Here is a 22,258-nt window from a genome sequence, read left to right on the forward strand (position 1 = left end):
TCCCCCTGTCGCGGTAGGGTCCTGCGCGGAGCTTAATGCGAGCGCACCGGCGACGAGAGCGGCGTGATGTAGGAGAACCCGGTGCTGTTGTTCTTGGTCATCGAGAGCACCAGCTCCATGTGCGGCTCAAGCGCGGTGACCTTGTCGAGCGGGGAACCGATGATGAGCTGGAAGCCCAGCCCCTTCCACGCCGACACGGCACGGCCGGCGAACTCGGAGTCCGATTTCACGAAGCCCTCATCGAGGAAGACCGGCGCGAAACGCGGGCGGGTGCGACTCTCGTCGCCGAGCTGGAACCGCAGGGCGGCTCCCACGACGAACGCCACCAGTTCCTGGGACTCGCCACCGCTCTTGCCGCCGAGCGACGAGTAGGTGCTGACTTCCACGCCCTCCGGGGTGGTGCGCACGGCGGTGATCTCCACGTGCCGGCGCACGTCGAGCAGCAGATCGCGCTGGGATTCCTGGCGCGGACCGTCGGCGGACTTGCGGATCAGGTTCATGAACGCCTGCAACCGGGTGAACCGGCTTTCGGTCTGCTCGTCGGTGAAGGCATCCGTGGATCCGGAGGACAGCACCTTGAGTTCCGTGCGAAACGCGGTGGCGTCATCGCGGTGGAGGCGACGCAACGCGATCTTGAGGCGGTCGCGCCCGGCTCCGAACGGCAGTGTGGTGAGGATCTCGTTGATGGGACGGAGACGATCTTCGATTTCCTCGATGGAGGAGGTGAATGCCCCGACCAGGGGAACCAGGTCCTGGCCGCTCCAGAGCGCGAGGCGGCGCTTCCACTCCTGGCGCCGATCGTGCAAGCCGAGTGTGTAGACGGCGTCAAGGATGTCCCGGTAGCTCGGGTAGGAATCGAGCGAGACGCCGATGTTCGGGTCGGGCCAGCGGCTCTGAAAGGTCTCGAAGATGCCGATCAGGGTGTTGCGGGCGCCCGCGGCGCTGTCCCGGTCCTGACTGGACTGCTCGGTGAGGCGCTCGCGCAGCCGCCTGATGGCCCCGTCGAACGCGTCGAGGTCGTGCTGGTCGGCGACAGCCGCGAACTGGGCGTCGAGGTGGGCGGCGTGTTCCTCCGACAGGGACAGCGCGGCTTCCGGATCACCGTCGATGCGGTCGAGGCGGCTGCTCACCGCATCCTGCCGGTCCACGAAGCGGCCCTGCTCGGCGACGAGGGTCTGCAGGGCAACCTCCGTGGCGTGCTTCAGCTTCTGGGCTGTTTCCAGTTCGGCGGCCAGACGCTCTTCCTCGTCTTTCAGGGCGCGCAGCACGTCACTGTCGGCGAGCACGCGCTCGCGCTCGGCCCGCTTGTCAGTGATGCGGACATCCGCGGCTTGCACGTCGATGGCCGGCCAGGCCGCGTCGACGACGAACTGGTGTGCGGCCCTGCGGGCCCGGAGGTCGGCGAGGCTCGCCCCGTGCGCAAAGGCTTCACGCGCCAGGCTGTCGGCCTCCAGCCGCAGGCGGGCCAGCTCCTCGTCGATGTCGTGCAGGCGGGTGCGGCTGGAGAAGCCGATGATCGACTTCTGGTCGCTGTTCCAGCCATGGGCGCCGCGGGAACCGTTGCGGGTCTGCCCACTCGGGGTGACCCTCGGGCCGTCCCCGACGAGGTCGGCGGCCGTGGCGACGCACTCCGCGTCGAGGTTCGCGGCCTGTACCCGGTCCCGCACCCAGCCACTGAAGGGCGAGTCCTTGAAGACGAGCTTTCCCGACACGAAGCGCGGGTCACCGTCGATCTGCTCGTGCGAGCGCAGCGGCACCCCGTCGAAGTGGATGCGCACGGGGATGCGGAGCGGGTCGATGGCCAGGCTGAGCGCGCGCAGACGAGTCTCGTCGACGAGCAGGACGCGCACGACGGAGGCCAAGGTGACCTCGGCCGCCTGGCGCCAGGCGTCCTCGCCGGGGGCCAGATCGATCAGTTCGGCGACAAAGGGCAGCTCCTCGGCGGGGATGCCCGACGCCTCGGCGATCAGCAGGCGTGCGCTGTGCAGGTGCTGGGGAACCAGACTCGCCCGCCCGGACAGGAACTGGTGCTCCTGCCCCAGGGTGCGGAGGTTCTCCTCGACCGGATAGGCCGTGCGTTGCAGCGCGCTTCTCTTGTTCTCGAGGTCGATTTCGGCAGTGGGAAAGCCGGACAGGAACCCGTCGGCCGCGGCGCGGGCCCGATCGAAGTCGTCGCCGGAGTCGATGGAGAGGCCGAGAGGCCGGATGCGCTCGTCGAACTTGGAGCGCTCGGCGGCCACGTCGTCACGTTTGTCGGTGAGCTGGCCAAGCTCGTTCTGCAGGCTGACGAGCACGTCGCCGCCGTTGTCACGCTGCTGGCGCTGCAGGTCGGCGACACGCGCTTTCAACGCGGTCTCGGCATCCCGGGCCGTCGTGGAGCGAAGCTGGGTGTCGCGCCGCTGCACCCGGTTGACGTCGGCGGCTTCCTCGAGCAGGCTCTGCTCCGTGCGGAGCTGCCACAGCACGAACGGCGTGTCGCCGGAGCGGTGCACGCCGAAGGTGTCGATCAGGTCGGCCTTATCGGTCGCCGTCTCGTAGACGCGGTGCAGGACGGGCAGGCGTTCCAGCACCTTGGCCTTCTGCGCCTCGGCGACCATGGCGCCGTAGGACCGTTCGAGGTCTTCGAAGTGGGCAACGGCCTTGTCGGCGGCCCCGTAGGTGGACGGTTCCTCAAGCACCATCGACTTGTAGAGCCCGTCGACCGTCTTGACCTGCTGGCCGGCCTGGATGCGTGCGAGCAGCCTGAGCGCCTTGCCGCCCTCGCCGTTGGCGCCGATGCCCAGGCGGGTGTACAGGGTCTGGGCGAACGCCGCATAGGTGTCGAAGACATCCAGTTCGGGGAACCGGGATTTGAGGGCGCGCTTGTCGAACCGGGACTCGGTCACGTCGGCCAGGTCGCGCAGGTCGAGGTATCCGTCGATCGTGGCCATCTTCATGGTGATGTCGGCGAACCGGGTGGCGCCACGGGGCACGAAGTAGGCCCGTAACACTGTGAAACGGCGCTGGTTGTCGTCGATGAAGGTCATCGACACGGCACCCCAGGTGGACTCGTGGGCACCGCGGAGCACCTGGTCCTGCAGCTCCCCCGTGCCGGCCTCCCGGTTGGCGTCGGTCTTGCCCTTGAGGTAGGTCATCAGGCTGCGCTGGTCGGCGCTGCGCGCCCGCCCGGAGCCGGCGTCGTTGGAGGCGCCGTTGAAGGGGGTGTCCGACGGCATCATCAGGGCGAGGTAGGCGTCGAGCAGGCTGCTCTTGCCGGTTCCGGACGCGCCGGACACCAGGGTGGCGCTGGGCGCGAACGCAACCTCGTGGTGGCCCTGAAAGCCGCCCCAGTTCACCATCTGGAACGACTCGGCGCGCCACTGCGTGGTGCCTTCGGTGAGGCCGTCGACATAGAAGAGCGGGGAATCGTTCATGACAGGGCCTCCGGCAGGGCTTCGGACAGAAGAGGCAGATCGTCAAGATCGGTGGCATCCGGGCCGGGATCAGCGTTCTGGGTGACCAGCCACTCCAGCAGTTCGCTCAGCCGTTCCACCGGCAGCAGCACCTCGATCACGGCGGAGATGCGGAATCGGTCGGGGTCGCTGGTCTTCAGCAGCACCCGCGCCTTCGCGAGGCTGTCGACGGCGGCCGTGGCCTTTCGGGCGTCGCCCCACCGGTCGGTGGCGTGTTCGGGCCGGAAATGGCCGACGTTCTCCACCAGGTTGTCGCGGTCCACGATAACGATGTCGTGGCCGTTGGCACGCTCGCTGCGGAACCGCTGCCGCAGCAGCACGAGCAGAATGGTCTCCTCCCGCGTGTAGGACACGTCGTGCAGCAGGGTCGGGAACCGGTCTCCGCCCTCGGCGACCGCCTGCCGTTTGAATGCCACCTCGTAGTGCAGGTCGACGTGCAGATCGAGGAACATGTCGTTCAGGCGCGATTTGAGCAGGCTCTGGGAGCGCAGCAGCGTCTGCCATTCGGCCGGCTGCAGCGCGGCGGAGATGTAGCGGTGCTTCAGCAGCAGCACCAGGGTGCGACGCTGCTCCACGGTGAGTCCGCCCTCGTCGCCCTCGAAAAGGGAAAAGCTGGGCATATCGATGTCGGGGTGCTCGGCGGTGGGCTCGTCAGTCATTGTCGGATCCGTAGTTCAGGGCGGACAGCGCCGCAGTTTCGTCGTCGCTGAGCATGATTCGGGGCACCTCGAAGCTGCGGGTGGAGCCGTCGGGTCGCACGGTTTCGAATCGTTCGAGCGTCTGGGACCGGCTGACCGCATCGATCTGGGTGGCGATCTGAAGCATCCCCAGAATCTCGACCGGGCGGCGCAGGGTGACGTCGAGATCGTTGAAGGCGTCACCGACGGATGCGGCGTCGCCGTGGTTGAAGGCCGTCACGATCGCGTCGCGCAGCTCCCCCAGCAGCGGGCCGCCCTGCGTGCGCATCTCGTCGAGACTCGGTGGCGGCGGGGCGTCGTCGGAGACATCCTGCAGCTCGGGCGGCGCGCGGTGGGCGCCCGGGTCGTAGAAGCGTTCGCGGAGGTGCGGGGCGTCGAGGGTTCCCGGCATGAGTTCGGCGGTGACCGTGGAGCGGGGCCCGGCGGTCTGCATCCAGGTCGCGAGTTCCTTGTTGATCTCGCGCAGCAGGCGTTCGAGTTCGCGGTCCTTGACCACGTCGTGGTTGACGATGTGCTCGCGCAGGGTGGTCGTCAGCCCGTTGCGCTGGGTGAGCACGTCGTCGATGCCCTTGCGGATCAGGCGCACGGTGCCCATGAAGCTGCGGCGGTCGGTGGCGCTGAGTTCGAGGGCGAACGGATGCAGCAGGATCGTCTCCAGGTCGTCCCCCAGCTCCCGCAGCAGGTCGTCGTTGCGCAGCAGGGTGAAGGCCCCCTCGAAGGCGCGACCTTCCGGGGTCGAGGTCATCAGGGCATCCGTTTTGGCGAGGTACTCGTCGAGTACCTCGCTGATCGGGCGTTCCTCACCGCGGAAATCGTTGACGATCTGCCGGTGCATGGCGGCGACGGATTCCTCGACGCGTTTGAAATCGCTGGGCAGCTGGCCGATCAGGTCGACCAGGTCGGCGTAGCCCTCACGCATCTGCTCGTTCGAGACGGGCGCGATCTCGCCGCCGGCTGCGAGGCGGTCGCGCTCGGCGGCGTTCTCGGCGATCGCCCGGTCGAGGCGACGGATGCGCTCCTCCCGATCAGGGTTGGCCTGCGTGGCGCGGTGACGCACCGTGTCGACGATCGTGGTGAGACGGGATTCGCTGATTAAAGCCCGATCGCGGGACAGACTCTCGACCAGGAGCAGCGCCTCGAGTGCGTGCGAGGTGAGCGAGTAGTGTTCTTCGTCGCCCTCCCCCGTTTCGCGGTAGAGCCACTGGTCGTTCATCCACTGCACGCAGAGGGCCCGACCGGTCTTGCCCGGCACATCGCTGCCGACCGAGCGCAGGTCGGCAAGGTAGGCGTCGACCTGAATGTGCAGCAGATCGGCCCGCACGCTGCGCCGGTCGCGGCTGAAGGAGGACTTGAACACGAAGAGCACGAACGGCGCCCACTTGCGGTCCAGCAGGCGCAGGGTGGGTTTGTCGAAGGCTTCGCGCACCCGCGCCAGTTCACCCGCAAGCTCGCTCATATAGAAGTTCCTTCCCGGGCCTCCTCAAGGGTAACGGTCCTCGCGTGCGGGCCGACACGCGGGCAGGCGCTCGTGGCGCGTGTGAGACTGTCAGGACAAGCTGAAGGAGCGACACGTGACCGACCCGCGCGCGAATATGGAGGGCAACAACCTGCTCAATCTCGGTGCGCCCCACCTGGACTGGTCGAAGACGCCCGGCCGGGTGCCGGGTTTCTGGATGTCGGTCGTCAGCGTCGTCCTCGCGGTGCTGCTGCCGTTTCCCGCGCTGTTCGTTGCCCTGATCGGGCTTTCCCTTTCATTGCGGGCTTTCAGTGTGATCCCGGCCGGCGCCCGAGGGCGAGGGCTGGTGCTCGCGTCGCTGGCCCTGTCGGGAGTCGCGATTCTGGCTGTCGTCGTGCGGCTGGTTCTGGTCTTCGTCTAGCCGTCGTGTTTCAGCCGTCGTGTTTCAGCCGTCGTGTTCCAGCCGTCGTGTTTCAGCCGTCGTGTTCCAGCCGACGTGTTCCTCTCCGCGTCCTGAACGAATTCGACGGAGAATCTGGCCGAAATGTCTCAAAACCCGGCCGAAAAGCACTTGTGCTCCAAAATCTCCGCCGAATTGGTTCACCACGTCACGGCTTCAGCCGGCCCATCCCGGGGAGGAAGCGGCCGGCGCGGGCGCCGTAAGCGGCGTAGTCCGGGTGCTCGGCGACGAGCATCCGCTCTTCCCAGCGTGCCTTGCCCGCCAGCAGCAGAACGAGGGCGAGCCAGGCTACGAGATGCCAGACCGATGCACCGAGCAGCACGAGCCCAAGGCCGCAGATCATCAGACCGGTGTAGATGGGGCTGCGCACAAGACCGTAGACACCAGTGGTGACCAGAGGCGCGTGTTCCCGCGGAATCGGGCTCGCGGTGAGGGCCGGTCCGAGGCCGAGCATGCCGAGCACGGCGAAGACCGCGCCGGCGACAGCAAGCACGATCGCGCCAAAGACAACGGCGAGGTGCACCGGCCACAGTGTGCCGTGGGGCAGGAGGGACAGGGCCAGGAGCAGCAGGAACTGGGCCGACACCAGGGCAATTGCGAGCGCACGCTTCATGGCTTGAGGCTACGCCCTGACCTGCCTCGGCTTGCACGTATTCGCGACCCCGGAGGAGATCGCGGATGTCACGAACACTGCGGCCGTTACGATCCCGGCCAGCTTCTTGTCCTCCTCGTAGCCGGCCAATGCCCAGCCGCCCTTGTCGGTCTGGGCTCCCGCGAGCACGAGAGGGAGCTTCAGCAGACATTGTGACCCTGGACGCCGGCCCTAGAAGGGCGGTGGGTCGTCGACGGCGCCCGGAGGCTCGAAGGGTATTGCCGGATCGGACCTGTAGTGGAGACCGCTGGGCGCGGTCCAGTGGAGCTCGCCGCGCGGCGACTGGGTCACCGTCCAGTTGGTTTGGGTCTTCAACCGGTGGTCGGGCGCGCAGAGGCTGGCGAGGTTGTCGTACCGAGTGATGCCGTCTTCTTGCCATTCGTGGCTGTGGTCCAACTCGGCGCGGGCCGCCGGTCGGTTGCAGCCGGCGAATCGACAGGTTTCGTCTCGAATCACAAGGAGCCGCCGGAGGTCCTTCGGCACCCGGTACTGATCTCGGCCGACCGACAGCATCACGCCGGTCTCGGGATGGACCAGGATGCGAGTAAAGCTCGGCGCTCCGGCCGCCAGTTCCCGGGCCGTCTCGGGGTCGATCGGCCCGCACCCCTCAAGGTGACCCGGCTCGTCGCTGCGGCCGAGGAGGGTGAGCACCGGCACCGTCACGTTCACGGTGGCGCGGATGCCCCGGCCGAGCCCCGCGGGGGTGACGCCGTCGACCACCAGTGCCGCGAAGGCATCCGCTCGGAGCTGGGCCAGGGTGCGGTGCTCGTCGGGGCCCTGCAGACTGGCCGCCATGTCGTTGACTCGGTGGAAAATCGCCTGGGCAACCGGCAGCTGCTGGTAGCTGTGCAGCCACCCCATGCCGTCTGCGGCCGGCTCGAACATGAGGGTGCGGTCGGCCTGGCTCTTGCTGCGGCGCACGGTAATCGACTCCGGATGCGACTTCTCCCGCAGGCGGCGGGCCGTGCGGTCGAACTGGGGCACGGTGAGCCGTTTCGCCTGGGGCAGCATCTCGGCCTCGAAGGCGGCGCGGGCCGCCGTCGGAAGAGAATTGGCGTGCTCGATCAGGACCCGCACGTGCGCGTAACTGATCTGGCCGGCCGCGAGGGCATTGCGGCTGGCGGTGAACGTGCCGGTGAGCGCCTCGCTCTGCGCCATCAGATTGGAGGCCGAAGCCTGGGAGATGTGCAACGCACAGGCGAGTTCGGAGATCGCGGTGCGGTAGGCGATCTCAAGGGCGTTCCACCGGGAACCGGCCACGCCGGCCAAAACCGAACCGCTGTCGACCGCGCTGTCGGCCGCGCTGTCGGCAGGCGGCGTGAGCCCCTGTTCGACGGCCTCGGCCCGAGCCGTCCGGCGGGCGCGATCACGTTCGACGGCAAGCTCATTGGACAGGCACCAGGCCCGCACCTCGTCGACCGCCTCGGCCCGCGCCGCCGACGCCGCGGCGAGCAGTCGGTCGGCGGCCGCGGCCGCGGAGACCAGCTCGGCCAGGACACTCATCCTGCGATCGAGGGAAGCCGCATCACCGGACGTTTCGGCCGTCACGACGCCGAGCGCGCCGCCGTCGTCAAGCTCTTCGATGTCGAAGTTCTCGATGTCGCTGAGATCGGCCAGGTTTTCCATACCCTGATTTTAGCACTGATGGAATCTCAGTTCTAGAAATACGCAGAAAATCTACATGACTTTTCGAAGATGTTGACCATCAGTACCAGCCCGAGGCCACCGACTTGTACCACGCTCCACAGGGATCGCCGTAGCGCTCCGCGATGTAGTTCAGACCCCAGGAGATCTGGGTGGCCGGGTTGGTCGCCCAGTCGGCGCCGGCCGAGGCCATCTTGCTGCCGGGCAGGGCCTGCGGGATGCCGGTGGCACCGCTCGAGGCGTTGTAGGCGTTGACGTTCCAGCCGGACTCCTTGTTCCAGAGACTGACCAGGCATCCGAGCTGGTCGGCGCCCCAGCCGTACTTGGACGCCATCATGTCCCGGGCGATCGCCTGGGCTCCGCTGGGGTTCGTGGGGGCGGCGGGGCGGGGCGGTGCCGGGGCGGGCGCGACCGGCTTGGGTGCTGCCGGCTTCGGAGCCGCCGCCTGGGCCGCGGCCTGCGCCTGGGCATCCGCGGCAGCCTGAGCAGCTGCGGCGGCCTGAGCAGCTGCGGCAGCCTGACCAGCAGCCGCGGCCTGCTCCGCGGCGATGCGATCGGCCTCGGCGGTCGAGGCCTTCACGACCTCGGCTTCGGCAGTGACCTGCTCCACAAGATCGAAAACTCGTTCGGGAGCCAGAAGCGAGTACTCGCTGAGCGAGGCGACGGTGCTCGAGAGCGCCGAGACATCCGTCTTGCCCTGGGCCGCCGCGATCACGCCGGTGGCACCGGCAAGGGCGGTGCGGGCGCTCGCGGAGGCGTGGGCCGGGACGACTCCGTCGAGACTGCCTGCCTGCTCGGGATGAGGGCCGGTGGCGGCTGCCAGAGCTGCGGTGGCAATGATGCGTTTCTTTTGCTCGTCCGCGGCAGCCTGCGACGCAGACTGGGCGGAGAATCCACTGCCCGCGATGGCGCCAACGGCGATGACGGCGCCGGCCACGAGTAGGCGGCTTCGTCCACGCCGGCGACGCGTTTCCTGATGGCGGGTGAGTCCGACGTCGGTGCCGATCGCGGCTGCCGCACGGACCGGAGTGGCGTCTGATTCAGGGTTTGAACTGGGGAAAAGGACGGACAAAGGGGAAGACGAGTCTGAGTTTGGCATAACTTTCACTGGGCGAATCGCGCGCGGCTGCGCTCACGCTTCTTTTTCGACGTTCCTCGGTCGGGGACCCGGCCGGGCGAACCTTCAAGACTGCCCGGGATTTCTGGACATATCCTCATTTTTAGCTGGCAAAGCACTGGCAAAGCAGGGTGGCGGGATTGCCCAAAAGTCGACCTGGTGGGCCGAAATCCGGATGGTCGTGATGCAATGGTCCGTGATGTCACAACGCACCGCCCCACCGCACCGCTTCGTCTATTCGGCCGATGGAGTCAACCTGGCCACCTACGAATTCGGAGATTCGAGCGCCCCCACCGTGCTCGCCGTGCACGGCTTCGCCTCCAGCGCCGTCGCCAATTGGCACGTCACCGGCTGGACGCGCGATCTCATCCGCGCCGGCTTCCACCTGATCGCGATCGACCAGCGCGGGCACGGCCTGAGCGACAAGCCCCGCTCCCCCGCCGACTACACGATGGAGGCGTTGGTCGACGACGTGTTGCAGGTACTCGACGCCTACCTGCTCGACGAGGTCGCCTACGCGGGATACTCCCTCGGCGCCCGCGTGGGCTGGCAGGCCGCCCGCGAACTGGAGGGACGCATCTCGCGGGCCGTGCTCGGCGGCATACCCGACGGCGACCCCCTCAGACGCTTCAAGGTCATGGATGCCCGCGCTCATATCGAGCACGGCACCGAGGTCGCCGACCGCCTTACCGGGGCATACCTGACCATGGCCCGCGCGCTGCCCGGCAACGACCTCAAAGCCCTCGTGGCCCTCGTCGAGGGAATGCGCGGCGGCCCCCAACCCGGCGCCGACAACGCGCCGACTCAGCCCGTGCTCTTCGCCACCGGGACCAAAGACAGCATCCTCGAGGCCTCCAAGGTACTTGCCGCGGCCACGCCGAGCGGAGGATTCTTCGAGATCCCCGGGCGCAATCACTTCAACGCCCCGACGTCACGCGCGTTCCGGGAGGCGGCGATCGAGTTCTTCCGGAGCGGGAGCAGCAGCGGGAGGGTCGAGGTCCCCCTGCTCTGCTGATCTGCGCTCATCGGGGCAAAGACTTTCGATCGCGGCGTCGGCGTCGTCATCGGGCTTGTGGCTGGAGGTGCAGCGGCCCTCCTCTGGTTTGTTGGTTTGTCGTCGCCGCAGGAATTGCGATGCTCGAACGAGAAACGTCGAGCAAGGCCCGTCGGTCTTTGAACCAGCGCACCACTCCCCTCTCGGCGGGAATCGCGATGGCAAGAACGCGCGGAGTCTTCGCCGGCGCCGTGACCGTGACCGTTCTGGTGCCCGCGCACAACGAAGAGACATCGATCTTCGCGACACTGTCATCGCTGCTCGCCCAGTCGCACCGCCCGGAACGCGTCGTGGTCGTGGCGGATAACTGCACCGACGGGACCGTCGACATTGCCCGATCGCTGGGGGTGGAGATCTTCGAATCTCGCCGGAACACATTCAAGAAAGCCGGGGCGCTCAATCAAATCCTGAAGGTGCTCTTACCGGGCCAGGGCGACAACGACCTCATCATGGTCCTGGATGCCGACACACGTCTCGACGACGGCTTTCTGGAAGCCGCCGTTGGTCGCTTCACCAGCGATCGTGCGCTGATGGCGGTCGGTGGGTTGTTCTCCGGAGAGGAAGGTTTGGGGCTTCTCGGTCAGTTCCAGCGCAACGAGTACATTCGGTACTCCCGTGACAGTCGCCGTCGCCGGGGCCAGCGGGGATGTCTATGACACCGCCGCGCTCACGGAAGACAACGAACTCACCATTGCCCTGAAGTCGCTGGGAGCGCTCATCATCTCTCCCTCAAAGTGCACGGTGGTCACCGAGGTAATGCCAACCGTTCGCACTCTGTGGGTACAACGCCTGCGCTGGCAACGGGGCGCGTTGGAGAACATCGGGGCATGCGGCGTCTCACCCTTCACCTTCCGGTACTGGGCCCAGCAGTTGGGCCTGGGCTACAGCTTCATCGCGCTCAGCGCGTTCCTGCTGCTCATGCTTGTGACGCTTCTGGCGATCGATTCGTGGGTCTGGTTTCCGTTCGGGCTGGCCTCGGTCTTGTTTTCATCGCCGAACGTGTCGTGTCGGTCTGGGCGGGCGGTCTAGGGGCACGCCTGCAGGCGCTCACGCTTTTCCCCGAGCTGATCTTCGATGTGTTCCTAGACCTCGTCTTTGTCAAGGGGATCATCGACATCACCCTGGGCCGGCAGGCACAGTGGGGCCATGTCATCCGCTCCGCACCCAACGACGAACTGCAAAGGGTGGCCTGATCCATCATGGTTGATGCTCTCCACGCCCTGGTTCCGGTCGGAATCCTCCTTCCGTCAACGGTGTTCCAATCGGACGAATTCGCCATCCTTGCGGCGTTCGTCGCCATCAATACGGTCATGTTCGCCGCACTCGCGGTCGCGAAGATCCTCCCGAAGCCACACCCCACGGATTGGTTTCGCGTACGCAACCGCCGGGCTTCAACCAGGAGCATCCATCCGGACGAATGCCTCTAGCGTCGAACGCCTGAGCCCTCAGGCGGCCGCGGCCGCCTGACTGGTGAACGCAGCACGACGGTCGAGGTGGATCCCGGCGAGCATGCACCGCACTGAGCCGCCGGCGAGTTCGATCGTGGGCACGTCAAGCGGCAGGATCGTGCAGCTCTGCTCGATGATCCGGCGCTGCTCGGCAGTCAGACTGCCGAGGGCGCGGCGGGAGAGCGCCAGCATTCGTCCGTTCCGTCCGTGCAGTTCGATCGCGTTGCCGGCGTAGTTGCGGATCTGATCGCGGTCGAGGGCGAGCACCTGCCGATCCTGCGCCGCCAGGCGCTCCACGACGTGGCTGCGCCGGGCCGGCGACTCGATCAGGTCGAGACCGACCAGGGCGAAGTCCGTGGCGATGCACATCATGACGTTGGTGTGGTAGATCGGCGTGCCGTTCTCGTCAGACGCGTCGAAGACGATGGGCTCGTAGCCGAAGTTGGTGCAGAACCGTTCGAGCGCGATCGGGTCGGCCCGCCGCGACCGGGCCACATAGGCGATGCGCGCCGCATGGTCGAGAACCATGGCGCCGGTTCCCTCGAGGAAGACGTCGTCGAGTTCGAGACCGGAGTAGTCGACGACATCCTGCACGCGGTAGCGCTGCTTGAGCATCTCGACGATGTCACCCCGGCGCTCGGTGCGCCGGTTCGGCGCGTGCATCGGATAGAGCGCCACGTGCCCCCCGGCGTGGGTCGAGATCCAGTTGTTGGGGAACACGCTGTCGGGGCGGCCCGGCCCGTCGTCATCGAACAGGTGCACCGCGATGCCCTGCGCCTCCAGGGTGCCTGCTACCTGGGTCACCTCGGCGTAGGCGGCCTCGGCCACCAGGGCGGCGTCGTGCCCGGCGTCCCGTGACTGGAAAGCGTTGTCATGGGCCGTCTCGGGGTTCGGCGAGAAGAAATGTGGCCGGATGAGCACCACGGCCGATGGGGCCTGCACGGACACCGGGGTCAGACGAGGACGGGCGCGCCCGCGGTGACCAGACCGAAGAGGTCTTTCGGGTCATCGGGGTCGGCGACGAGGTCGATATCGGTGTAGAACGAGGTCTGGTCGACGGCATCCTGCAGGAAGCGGAGCGCCGAGAAGTCCTCGATGGCGAAGCCCACGGAGTCGAAGACCGTGATCTGCTCTGCCGAGGTGCGGCCGGCGGCCTCGCCGAGGAGCACCTGCCAGATCTCGGTGACCGGGAATTCGGGGTGCATCTGCTGGATTTCGCCCTCGATACGGGTCTGCGCGGTGAATTCCACGAAGACGTCGGCGCGGTGCAGGATGCCCGCGTCGAGCTCCGTCTTGCCCGGGCAGTCGCCGCCGATGGCGTTGATGTGCACGCCGGGGCCGACCATGGCGTCGGTGAGTACGGTGGCATTCGCCTTGTCCGCGGTGCAGGTCGTGATGATGTCGGCGCCGGTCACGGCATCCGTCGCCCCGGTGGCGACCATGATCTCGAAACCGAGCGGAGCCAGGTTGCGCACGAATTTGGCGATGGCATCGGGATCGGTGTCCCAGACGCGGAGCCGGTTGATGCCGAGGAGCCCACGGAAGGCGAGCGCCTGGAACTCCGACTGGGTGCCCGTGCCGATCATGGCCATGGTGTGGGCGTCGGGGCGGGCGAGCGCGCGCGCGACCATGGCCGAGGTCGCGGCGGTGCGGAAGGCCGTGAGCACGGTCATCTCGGACCAGAAGGTGGGGTAGCCGCTCTGCACGTCGGCGAGGACGCCGAACGCGGTGACGGTCTGCAGGCCCCGCGACGGGTTCGACGGATGACCGTTGACGTACTTGAAGCCGTAGGTGACGCCGTCGCTCGTGGGCATGAGTTCGATCACGCCGAGCGGTGAGTGGCTGGCCACGCGCGGCGCCTTGTCGAAGGTAGGCCAGCGGCGGAAGTCCCGTTCGAGGTACTCGACCATGTCCGTGAGGATGCGTTCCACACCCGTCGCGGCGGCCCAGCGGTTGATGTTTCCTACGTCTACAAAGCGCACCACGTGCGTCTCCCCTCGTTCAGGTTTACAACCATATGCATGGGCGATGTGCAGCCGCCATTTGATTATTGCCGCATTCTGTCCAGATGACTATGCATTGTGCGCTCAATATACATACACTATGTGCAATGTATCCCCTCGATGACCTCGACCGCCGCCTGCTCTCCGTCCTCCGCGTGAATGGCCGCGAGCCCGTGGCCAGCCTCGCCCGCGACCTCGGTGTCACCCGGTCCACGGTCAACAGCAGGCTCAAGAGGCTGACCGATTCGGGAACCGTCGTGGGTTTCGGCGTGCGGATCAGGGAGGACCGCGACCCGAACTCGATTCGGGCCATCACCCTGATCGAAGTGGAGGGGCGCGCAATCACGAAGGTGATCCACGCCCTTCGCGGCTTTCCGGAGGTGAAGGCCCTGCACTCGACCAACGGCGGTTGGGACCTCGTCGCCGAGCTGCGCACCGACACCCTGGCCGACTTCGACCGGCTGCTCGGGCAGGTGCGCTCGATCGAGGGCGTGCTCAACAGCGAGACCAGCCTGTTGCTCAGCTCGGTGTCGAGCGAGGAACTGCCGGGCACCCGCGGGTTGTCGCAGAACTGAGGCTGCCAGCACCTCCGCGCCTCACCCGCGCTACATTCATGCCGGCTTCTTGACGACGCGGCACTTCGATACTTCCCTGATGGTGCGTGGGCGCACGTTCGTTGACCGGATGCGGGAGGTGGAGGCAGGCTACCGGAAGGTGAGCCGGGAGCTGACGTTGTCGGACTGGAACAACGAGCCCCACAGCAAGACCGTGCTCGACGGCCTCGCGCAGCTGACCTCGGCGCTGCAGTAGCCTGCCTCCGGGGTGAGGCTAGTCGCGCGTGATCTTCCAGATGCCGTCGGCGAGGTCCTTGTCGGGGTGCTGCACCGTAGCGAACAGCTCCTTCGGGTTCTTGCCGAAGTAGATCCCGGTGGTCTCGGCGCCTTCATCCGTCAGCGAGGCGAAGAGCTCGACGCTGTCGGACGCTCCGTCGTGGTCTCGGTCCTTTTCGGCCCGGAAGATGTCGCTGAAGCTGTTGTCTTCCGTGATCCAGAGGGCGCCGTCGGGGCCCTCGGCAAGGTTGTCCGGGTTGTTGAACCCGGTGACCCCGGCGGCCTTGTCCTCGACCGGCACGTTCACGCCGGCCTCGACGAAGCTGCTGACGGTGAGCTTCGACAGGTCGATCGCGACCACACGCTCCTCGGAAGTGTTGGCCACGTAAAGGGTCTGGCCGATGATCTCGACGTCTTCCGGGCGACCGAATTCGGTGGCGCTCACCGCGTTGGCCGCGGCATCCGCGTCGACGCGCACCTGCGCCTGGTCGAGGGCCACCCATTCGAAGGCGCCGACCTTCTCGGTGAAGGTGGCCTGGTTCCACTTTTGCGCGGCATCCGTCAGCCCGGTGATCTTGAGGGCGTGCAGCCGGCCCTGGGAGAGGTCGCCGCGAACGGTCGGCACGAACTTGAAGATTGAGCCGCCGTTGAGTTCGTCGATGACGATGACGGAGCCGTCGGCCGTGACGTCGATGCCCTCGTGACGTTGCGCTCCGAGCTCGGTGCGCTCCTCGATACGCTCGACCGTGGTCGGGTCGTTCTTCGCGAAGAACAGTTCGAAGACCTTGCCGCCGGTGGTCTCTTCCGTGACGAGGAGGCTGCCCCAGGGGGTCCAGCGGATGCCATCGAGACGGTTCCAGTCCGCGCGTTGCGCGATGACGCTGACCGCACCGGTCTTCAGGTCGGTCACAGAGACGGCGCCGTTCGAGCCGACCTCGTAGGTGTTGTAGAGGAAGCGGCCGGCCTGAGCACCGGTCTCGTTCTGGGTGTTCATGTCATGCAGGTCGTCGACGCCGGGGTAGACGTCGAGCACGGTTTCGTCGTGCACGAGGGTCTGGGTGAAGCCCTCCGGTAGCAGGTACGGCTGGGTCCAGTCGGTGCTGCCCATGCCGTAGGCGGAACCGGCGAGAGGCACGAAATCGAACGGGCCGGTCGCGGCGAGCGCGGCAGGGGCGATGCCGACGACTGCGGTGGCAGTGGCGGTGGCGGTGAGGGCAAAGACAGCGATCTTTTTGCGCAAGGCGCGACTCCTTCATAGGGGGTAGGTACAACGCCATCGAATCTATGAGCCTCATGCTGACGCCCGGAGGTCTCCCGGTCTCCAGCCGGTGTCGGCCCGGTGAACACTCGGTGCCCCCGTCTCAGCGCGTGACAAGAACCAGACTTCACCCGCCGCTGGGTATTCTGGAGCACATGAAGCTGACAGCACTGGCCACCCTGACCCTGGTGGGGGCGCTGGCCTTGAGCGGATGCACCACCGGCGCGCCCGAGACCGACACCACCCCTGCCGCCGCCTCCGCCACCGCCGCTCCGGCCGACGGGGCCTGTGCCGGCGTGAGCGTCGTCGTCGACTTCGGCGCGCTCGACGCCCCCGAGATCACGGACTGCGTCGACACCGCCACCGCCACCGCCGGGACGATCACGGCCAGCACGGTTCTGGCGACCGCCGGTGTGGAAACCGAGGGCACCGTGGAGTGGGGCGACCAGGTGGTCTGCCGCGTGGGCGGCCGCCCGGCCGCCGACGAAACCATCAAGGTGGCCGGCGAAACCCCGTTCACCGAAACCTGCGCGTCCATGCCCGCCGCTGCCGCTTACTGGGCGCTCTGGGTCAAGCCCACCGCCGACGCGGAGTGGGAGTACGCCCAGGAGGGCCTCGGCAGCCTCGAGCTGGAACCGGGCCAGTCCGTCGGCCTCATCTTCACGACCGGCACCGAGACGCCCACCCCCGGAAGCTAATGCTGCGCTTCCGGTTTCCCCCCCTGCGCTCGGCGGCGCTGCTTGCCGGAGCGTTCGTGGGCATCCGGGTGCTCTACCGGGTGGCCTTCAGCAGGGCATCCGGCGGCGGCCTGTTGCTGCTCGACCTCCCGCGCCTGCCGCTCGATGGGCCGTTCAACCACATCGCGTTGTTCGGGCCCGTCACGACCGGAGGCCTCGGCAATGCCGCCCTGAGCGCGCTGCCCTTCGCTCTGGTGATCCTCGGGTTCGGAGTGCTCAACGCGCTCGTCGACGTGCGCCGCTTCTTCGCCCGGGGCGCTAACCGGGGCCCGCTGCGCGCCCTGTCGCGGTCGCTCGTGATCGCCTGGGCGACGTTCCCGGCACTGATCGACGCGGTGCGCCGGGTGCGCACGGCCAGTGCGTTGCGCGGCGAACGGTCGGCACCGGCCCTGCTGGTGCCGGTCTTCGAGCAGACCGTGGAACGGGCGCTCGGCCTGGCTGCGTCCATGGAGTCCCGCGGGTTCGCCGCCACGCGGGCGGCAGCCGGCGAGTGTGAGAAGCCGGTCGTGATGACGGATGCCGCACTCGGCTTCGAGGGTGAGCGCTGGCACCTCGAGGGACTCACCCTCGACCTCGCTCCCGGCACGCTGACCGTGATCGCCGGTTCGACCGGATCGGGAAAGACCAGCCTGCTGCACAGCATGAGCGGTCTCTTCCAGCACTTCGCCGAAGGCACCCAGCACGGTTCGATCGAGGTGGGCGGCGCCGACCGCGCCGCCACTCCCCCGCGCGAAACGGCCGGCTTCGTCGGACTTGTCACCCAGAACGTGCGGCTCTCCTTCGTGGCCGAAACCGTGCCGGACGAGATCGGCTTCGCCCTCGCGGTGCGCGGCATCGCACCGGTCCTCGTGGAGCAGCGGGTGCGCGACGTGGCCGAGCGGCTGGGGATCGAGCATCTGCTCGGCCGCGGCACCTCGGAGCTCTCGGCGGGCGAGGCCAGTCTCGTCGCCATCGGCGCCGCCCTGGTCAACCAGCCGATCCTGCTGCTCGTGGACGAACCTCTGGCCGATCTCGACACCCCGGCCCGGGAGCGCGTGGTGCAGGTGCTCGACCGCCTGGCCCACGAGACCCAGGTCTGCGTCGTGGTCGCCGAGCACAACACCCGGGAGTGGTCGAATTCGGCGGATGCCTGGCTCGAGCTCCGCGGTGCGCGCGTGCATGCGCTCGGCCCGGGCGAGCGGCCGAGTGCGCTGGTCGCGGCGGAGCAGGCGGCGGAGCAGGCGGCGGAGCAGGCGGCACAGCAGGGTCAGAGCACCCTGACCACCCCCGCCACCGGGCCTGCGGGGCCGCTCGCGAGTATCCGTCACCTCACGGTTCTGCACGGGAGCGAGCGGGCGGTCGACGATGTGTCGCTGGACCTCTACGCGGGCGACCTGGTGGCGCTCGAGGGTCGGAACGGCGCGGGCAAGAGCAGCCTGCTGCGCGCGATCGCCCTTTCGGCGACGCGAGGCAGCGTGCTCGTGGCCGGGCGGGACGTGGCGCAGCTGCGCCCCCGATACCGCCGCACGGCTGTGGCCCTGGTGCCGGAGAATTTCGACGATCTGCTCTTCGCCGTCACGGTGGCCGAGGAGTGCCGCCGGGCCGACCGCCGGCTGAAGCCCCCGGCCGGGAAGGGAACCGGGATCGGAACCGCGCTCCGGTTCGCGAACCTGCTCGGGCTTGGCACCATGGCGGAGGCGGCGCACCTGATGCGGCGGCATCCGCGGGACCTCTCAGCCGGCGAACGCCTCTGCCTCGTGATGGCCATCCAGCTGGCCGCCGAGCCGCGGGTGCTGCTGGTGGACGAACCGACGCGCGGCCTCGATCCACAGGCCCGGGCGATCGTCGCCGCCGCGCTAGTGCGCGCCTCGAGTGACACGTCGGCGGTCCTGTTCGCCACCCACGACCGCGACTTCGCCCGGTCCCTGGCGACGAAGACGGTCATCATGGCCGCCGGCCTGCTCACCGAACCGGAACCGGTGCGGTCATGAGGCGCACCGGCTGGACGGGCTGGACCGCCTGGGTGCTCGGCGGCGGGAGTATCCTCGCCGCCGCCGGCTTCGCCTGGCCGTTCTTCGTCTCGGCGCTGCCGGAGAACGCCCAGTCGGCCGCGCCGGTCGTGGCCTTCGCGCTCGTGCCGGCCCTGATCGTGGCCCTCGCTCTCACCCTCGACGGGGAGATGTACACGGCCAAGACCGTGGCCCTGCTGGGGGTGCTCTCCGCGGTCGGCGCCGCCGTGCGCATCGCGGGCACCGGCGTCGGCGGCGTCGAGGCCGTGTTCATCCTGCTGATCCTGGCCGGTCGCGCCTACGGGGCCCGCTTCGGGTTCCTGCTCGGCCTGCTCACCATCGCGGTGTCCTCGGCCCTGTGGGGTGGGTTCGGCCCGTGGACCCCGTTCCAGATGTTCGCGTGCGGCTGGGTGGGAGCCGGGGCGGCGCTGCTGCCGCGCATCCGTTCCGCACATATCGGCGCGGCCCGCCTCGAGATCGCGATGCTCGTGGCCTACGGCATCGTGGCGTCCTACCTCTTCGGACTGGTGATGAACCTCTGGTTCTGGCCGTTCGCGGTGGGCTCGGGCACCGACATCTCCTATGCGGCCGACGCCACGCTCGGCGAGAACCTCGCCTCCTTCGCCCTGTACACGCTCGTGACGTCGACCCTCACCTGGGACACCGTGCGCGCCATCACCACCACGGTCGGGATCGTGCTGGTAGGCCCGGCCGCACTGGCCGCTCTCCGCCGAGCGAAGCTGGGCCGGCCAGGCAGGGCCGCCCGACCACCCCAGGCCGAACCGGCTACACCGGCTACACCGAGAAGTACTTCCCTTCCGGGTGGTGGAACACGAACGCATCCGTCGACTGCTCCGGGTGCAGCTGCAGCTCCTTAGACAGCACCACACCCATCCGCTCGGGCCTGAGTAGTTCGACGACCGTGCGGCGGTCCTCCATCTCGGGACAGGCCGGGTAGCCCAGCGAGAACCGGGTGCCGCGGTACTCGAGCTTGAACATGCCGGCCAGTTCGACCGGGTCTTCGGCACCCAGGCCGAGCTCCTCCCGCACCCGGGAGTGCCAGTATTCGGCCAGCGCCTCGGTGAGCTGCATGGTCAGCCCGTTGAGCTCCATGTAGTCGCGGTATCTGTTCTCGGCGAAGAGCTTTGCCGTGACCGTGTCGACGTCCGCTCCGGCCGTGACCAGTTGGAGGGCGACGACATCCGTCTGGCCGGATTCGCGTGGGCGAACGAAGTCCGCCAGGCACAGGTGCCGGTCGCGCCGCTGCTGGGGGAAAACGAATCGCAGGCGTTCGGAATCCACGGTGCCGCCGGAGCCGCCGTCGGGGGCGGGCAGGCCGGCGACCCCCAGCACGCCCGACGGGTCGTCGCCGTGGTGCAGCACGACGAGGTCGTTGCCCTCGCTTGAGGCCGGGAAGTAGCCGTAGGCGACGGAGGCGTCGAGTATGCCCTCGGCGAGGATGCGGTCGAGCCAGTAGCGCAGCCGGGGTCGGCCCTCGGTGTCCACCAGATGCTGGTAGCTCTTGCCGTCGTCGCCGCGGCTGGGCTTCAGACCCCACTTCCCCATGAACGTGGCCCGCTCGTCGAGGAACGTGGAGTACTCGGCCAGCGCGATCCCCTTGACGATGCGGGTGCCCCAGAACGGCGGAACGGGCACGGGGTTGTCGGCGACCACATCGGAGCGGGCCGGCATGGCGTCCGGCTCCGTGACGGTGAGCAGACTGCGCTTGTGGATGCGCTTTTTGAGCGGCGGCAGACCCACGGATTCCGGGTCGGCGCCCCGCGCGACGGCGACCAGCGGCTCCATCACCGCCAACCCCTCGAAGGCATCCCGCGCGTAGCGCACCGTGCCGTCGAACAATTCGGCACGGTCCTCCTCGACGTAGGCCCGTCCTACAGCATGGTGCCCATGGCGCCGTCGGCGATGACGACCCGGACGTTCAACGCATCCAGCAGAGCCTGGGCCCGCATCGGTCGCACGGCGTCGGTGTGCAGGGCATCGTGTGCACGGGGTTCGCTCATCGACCCAGCTCGACCGGGCCGCCCGCCGCGCAGCTCCGTGTTACCCGCCGTGGCCTCGGGCACCGCAGGGGACGCGACTGCGTCAGGCCGGCGAGCCGCCGGCGATCTCGTAGGACCACAGCTCACTGCTGATGCCCATGGGCCGGGCCGGTGCTTCGCCCTCCGTCGGGGCGTCGCCGCGGTGACCCTGCGCGAAAGACGGCGAGGTCAGCCAAGCCTGGAAGGACTCCTCGTCGGCCCAGCGGGTGACGACCAGCCAGGTGCTGCGACCATCCGTCGGCTTGAGTAGTTCGAAACCCTCGAAACCCGGTCGGTCGTCGACCGCACCGGCTCGGGCGGCAAACCGGAGGGCCAGCTCGTCGCCGTTGTCGCCGGGCACCGTGATGGCGTTGATTTTGATGATCGTCATGGGGTTTCTCCCTCTCGTGGATGCACTGTTTACTCCTCCCATGCTGTCACCCTCGGCGGCGACGATCTCACCCTGCGGGCTCTCGCCAGGCCCGATGCCTATGCTGGTGTCACAATGCGACTCTTTCTGATCCGTCACGGCCAGACGCCCGCCAATGTGCTCGGTCAGCTCGACACCGCTCACCCTGGCCCCGGCCTGACCGAGCTCGGGTTCCGGCAGGCCTCAGTGATTCCGGATGCCCTGCGCCTCGAGTCAATCGACGCCATCTTCGCGTCGACGCTCGTACGCACCCGGCTCACGGCCGAGCCGCTGGCGACCGCGTTGCAGCTCGACGTTCAGGTGGCCACCGGGCTGCACGAGATCGAAGCGGGCGCGCTCGAGGGACTTAGCGACCGGGCATCCATTCGCACCTATTTTGAAACCGTGCTGACCTGGGTCACCGGGGACCTCGCGGCCAGGATGCCCGAAGGCCTGGACGGGAACAGCTTCTTCTCCCGGTTCGACGCCGATATCGCTTCTGCCGCCGCCGGTGCCGACACGGCGGCGGTGTTCAGCCACGGCGCGGCGATCCGCGTGTGGACCGCGGCCCGCGCCAGCAATGTGTCGCCCCTGTTCGCGGGCACGACCGACCTCGAGAACACGGGGATGGTCGAGTTGTCCGGCTCTCCCGAAGACGGTTGGACCCTCGTTTCGTGGGCCGGCCTCAGCGTGGGCTCACCGGGCGGACCGCAGCTGCTGTCGCTCAAGGTGCACTGAGTCCTCCGCCATTGGTTGTCTCGCGCGGTTGTGTCGCGCGGTTGTATCGCGCGGTTGAATTACGCCCGGAGGGACGAACCAATTCGACGGAGATTTTAAGGAAAAATCCGGTTTTCGGGCTGTTTTGGGGCAATTTGGGCAGAATCTCGGCTCCCCTGCTGTATCCGTGGGTGTTTCGGAGCGCCTTAACGGCCGCACGCCGCTTCCTGTCTAGGTTTCTGACTGTCTAGGAACAGAAACTCAAGGGGCAGGAAAACGGCGTGCGGTCTCTAACT

General features: G+C 67.8%; 24 protein-coding genes and 1 pseudogene. 12 read left to right on the forward strand and 13 right to left on the reverse strand.

What is annotated here, in order from left to right; translation table 11 throughout:
* Positions 1–32: 32 nt before the first annotated feature.
* Genes E3O47_RS02580 through E3O47_RS02590 form a run of 3 tightly spaced genes read right to left on the reverse strand, consistent with a single transcriptional unit; the run spans position 33 to position 5,606 of the window.
* Positions 33–3,413: an SbcC/MukB-like Walker B domain-containing protein gene (locus E3O47_RS02580; RefSeq protein WP_134419443.1), complete on the reverse strand. Its 3,381-nt coding sequence runs from the start codon at positions 3,411–3,413 to the stop codon at positions 33–35.
* Positions 3,410–4,111 carry a DUF4194 domain-containing protein gene (locus E3O47_RS02585; protein WP_104101444.1) on the reverse strand — a complete coding sequence of 234 codons (702 nt, stop codon included), beginning with the start codon at positions 4,109–4,111 and terminating at the stop codon, positions 3,410–3,412. The genes E3O47_RS02580 and E3O47_RS02585 overlap by 4 nt, the downstream gene beginning before the upstream one ends.
* A complete protein-coding gene (locus E3O47_RS02590; RefSeq protein WP_104101447.1) occupies positions 4,104–5,606 on the reverse strand; it encodes a DUF3375 domain-containing protein in 1,503 nt (500 codons plus the stop codon). Before E3O47_RS02590 ends, E3O47_RS02585 begins: the two co-directional genes overlap by 8 nt.
* A gap of 115 nt (positions 5,607–5,721) precedes the next feature.
* Here E3O47_RS02590 and E3O47_RS02595 point away from each other — a divergent pair, with 115 nt between their 5' ends.
* On the forward strand, positions 5,722–6,027 hold the full coding sequence (locus E3O47_RS02595; RefSeq protein WP_134342372.1) for a hypothetical protein: 306 nt from the start codon (positions 5,722–5,724) through the stop codon (positions 6,025–6,027).
* 187 nt (positions 6,028–6,214) lie between these two features.
* Here the strand turns inward: E3O47_RS02595 and E3O47_RS02600 are convergent, their stop codons facing one another.
* The 4 genes from E3O47_RS02600 to E3O47_RS02610 all read right to left on the reverse strand — a co-directional run bounded on the left by E3O47_RS02600 (position 6,215) and on the right by E3O47_RS02610 (position 9,299).
* A complete protein-coding gene (locus tag E3O47_RS02600) occupies positions 6,215–6,679 on the reverse strand; it encodes an isoprenylcysteine carboxylmethyltransferase family protein (RefSeq protein WP_134401466.1) in 465 nt (154 codons plus the stop codon).
* Between the two features lie 9 nt (positions 6,680–6,688).
* Positions 6,689–6,847, reverse strand: coding sequence for a hypothetical protein (locus tag E3O47_RS15810; protein ID WP_166784718.1), 159 nt, complete (start codon positions 6,845–6,847; stop codon positions 6,689–6,691).
* Between the two features lie 42 nt (positions 6,848–6,889).
* Positions 6,890–8,344, reverse strand: coding sequence for an HNH endonuclease signature motif containing protein (locus E3O47_RS02605; RefSeq protein ID WP_134419444.1), 1,455 nt, complete (start codon positions 8,342–8,344; stop codon positions 6,890–6,892).
* A 79-nt stretch (positions 8,345–8,423) separates the two neighbouring features.
* Positions 8,424–9,299: a transglycosylase SLT domain-containing protein gene (locus E3O47_RS02610; RefSeq protein ID WP_241986051.1), complete on the reverse strand. Its 876-nt coding sequence runs from the start codon at positions 9,297–9,299 to the stop codon at positions 8,424–8,426.
* A 379-nt stretch (positions 9,300–9,678) separates the two neighbouring features.
* Here E3O47_RS02610 and E3O47_RS02615 point away from each other — a divergent pair, with 379 nt between their 5' ends.
* From E3O47_RS02615 to E3O47_RS02625, 5 genes are all read left to right on the forward strand, one after another.
* Positions 9,679–10,494, forward strand: a complete 816-nt coding sequence (locus tag E3O47_RS02615; protein ID WP_241976840.1) for an alpha/beta fold hydrolase — start codon at positions 9,679–9,681, stop codon at positions 10,492–10,494.
* 119 nt (positions 10,495–10,613) lie between these two features.
* A complete protein-coding gene (locus tag E3O47_RS16370; protein WP_241986052.1) occupies positions 10,614–11,189 on the forward strand; it encodes a glycosyltransferase family 2 protein in 576 nt (191 codons plus the stop codon).
* Positions 11,149–11,562 carry a glycosyltransferase family 2 protein gene (locus tag E3O47_RS16375; protein ID WP_241986053.1) on the forward strand — a complete coding sequence of 138 codons (414 nt, stop codon included), beginning with the start codon at positions 11,149–11,151 and terminating at the stop codon, positions 11,560–11,562. Before E3O47_RS16370 ends, E3O47_RS16375 begins: the two co-directional genes overlap by 41 nt.
* Positions 11,538–11,726, forward strand: a complete 189-nt coding sequence (locus tag E3O47_RS16380) for a hypothetical protein (RefSeq protein WP_241986054.1) — start codon at positions 11,538–11,540, stop codon at positions 11,724–11,726. Before E3O47_RS16375 ends, E3O47_RS16380 begins: the two co-directional genes overlap by 25 nt.
* A gap of 6 nt (positions 11,727–11,732) precedes the next feature.
* Entirely contained in the window at positions 11,733–11,960 is a 228-nt protein-coding gene (locus E3O47_RS02625; RefSeq protein ID WP_241986055.1) for a hypothetical protein, read from the forward strand.
* Between the two features lie 18 nt (positions 11,961–11,978).
* On the opposite strand, the gene E3O47_RS02630 is transcribed toward E3O47_RS02625, so the two are convergent.
* Both E3O47_RS02630 and E3O47_RS02635 read right to left on the reverse strand, forming a co-directional pair.
* Positions 11,979–12,929 carry an arginine deiminase-related protein gene (locus E3O47_RS02630; protein ID WP_198411465.1) on the reverse strand — a complete coding sequence of 317 codons (951 nt, stop codon included), beginning with the start codon at positions 12,927–12,929 and terminating at the stop codon, positions 11,979–11,981.
* A 5-nt stretch (positions 12,930–12,934) separates the two neighbouring features.
* Entirely contained in the window at positions 12,935–13,966 is a 1,032-nt protein-coding gene (locus tag E3O47_RS02635) for an ornithine cyclodeaminase (protein ID WP_104171237.1), read from the reverse strand.
* Positions 13,967–14,091: 125 nt separating this feature from the next.
* On the opposite strand from E3O47_RS02635, the gene E3O47_RS02640 reads away from it, so the two are divergent.
* Positions 14,092–14,559, forward strand: coding sequence for an Lrp/AsnC family transcriptional regulator (locus tag E3O47_RS02640; protein WP_134342377.1), 468 nt, complete (start codon positions 14,092–14,094; stop codon positions 14,557–14,559).
* Positions 14,560–14,638: 79 nt separating this feature from the next.
* On the forward strand, positions 14,639–14,794 hold the full coding sequence (locus E3O47_RS15815) for a hypothetical protein (RefSeq protein ID WP_166784717.1): 156 nt from the start codon (positions 14,639–14,641) through the stop codon (positions 14,792–14,794).
* An 18-nt stretch (positions 14,795–14,812) separates the two neighbouring features.
* Here the strand turns inward: E3O47_RS15815 and E3O47_RS02645 are convergent, their stop codons facing one another.
* Positions 14,813–16,054, reverse strand: coding sequence for an alkaline phosphatase PhoX (locus E3O47_RS02645; protein ID WP_241972981.1), 1,242 nt, complete (start codon positions 16,052–16,054; stop codon positions 14,813–14,815).
* Positions 16,055–16,227: 173 nt separating this feature from the next.
* Between E3O47_RS02645 and E3O47_RS15820 the strand changes: the two genes are divergently transcribed.
* From E3O47_RS15820 to E3O47_RS16385, 3 genes are read left to right on the forward strand one after another with little or no spacing between them, the layout of a single operon-like run.
* Positions 16,228–16,770 (forward strand): hypothetical protein, encoded by a 543-nt coding sequence (locus tag E3O47_RS15820; protein WP_166784716.1) that lies wholly within the window; start codon positions 16,228–16,230, stop codon positions 16,768–16,770.
* On the forward strand, positions 16,770–18,779 hold the full coding sequence (locus E3O47_RS02655; protein WP_241986057.1) for an ATP-binding cassette domain-containing protein: 2,010 nt from the start codon (positions 16,770–16,772) through the stop codon (positions 18,777–18,779). The genes E3O47_RS15820 and E3O47_RS02655 overlap by 1 nt, the downstream gene beginning before the upstream one ends.
* Positions 18,776–19,675, forward strand: coding sequence for an ECF transporter S component (locus E3O47_RS16385; RefSeq protein WP_241986059.1), 900 nt, complete (start codon positions 18,776–18,778; stop codon positions 19,673–19,675). The genes E3O47_RS02655 and E3O47_RS16385 overlap by 4 nt, the downstream gene beginning before the upstream one ends.
* On the opposite strand, the pseudogene E3O47_RS02660 reads toward E3O47_RS16385, so the two are convergent.
* The 3 genes and pseudogenes from E3O47_RS02660 to E3O47_RS02665 form a co-directional block, all read right to left on the reverse strand.
* Positions 19,593–20,696: pseudogene (locus E3O47_RS02660) on the reverse strand (vitamin B12 dependent-methionine synthase activation domain-containing protein); the annotation flags it as partial. The gene E3O47_RS16385 and the pseudogene E3O47_RS02660 sit on opposite strands and share 83 nt — an antisense overlap.
* Positions 20,690–20,818 carry a hypothetical protein gene (locus E3O47_RS16765; RefSeq protein ID WP_255409034.1) on the reverse strand — a complete coding sequence of 43 codons (129 nt, stop codon included), beginning with the start codon at positions 20,816–20,818 and terminating at the stop codon, positions 20,690–20,692. The gene E3O47_RS16765 and the pseudogene E3O47_RS02660, both read right to left, overlap by 7 nt.
* Before the next feature lie 82 nt (positions 20,819–20,900).
* Positions 20,901–21,227: an antibiotic biosynthesis monooxygenase gene (locus E3O47_RS02665; protein ID WP_134342381.1), complete on the reverse strand. Its 327-nt coding sequence runs from the start codon at positions 21,225–21,227 to the stop codon at positions 20,901–20,903.
* Positions 21,228–21,341: 114 nt separating this feature from the next.
* Between E3O47_RS02665 and E3O47_RS02670 the strand changes: the two genes are divergently transcribed.
* Complete coding sequence (locus E3O47_RS02670) at positions 21,342–21,983, forward strand: histidine phosphatase family protein (RefSeq protein WP_134342382.1); 642 nt, start codon at positions 21,342–21,344, stop codon at positions 21,981–21,983.
* Positions 21,984–22,258 lie beyond the last annotated feature (275 nt).

It is taken from the genome of Cryobacterium sp. TMT2-17-1, assembly GCF_004402765.1.
Taxonomy (GTDB): domain Bacteria; phylum Actinomycetota; class Actinomycetes; order Actinomycetales; family Microbacteriaceae; genus Cryobacterium; species Cryobacterium sandaracinum.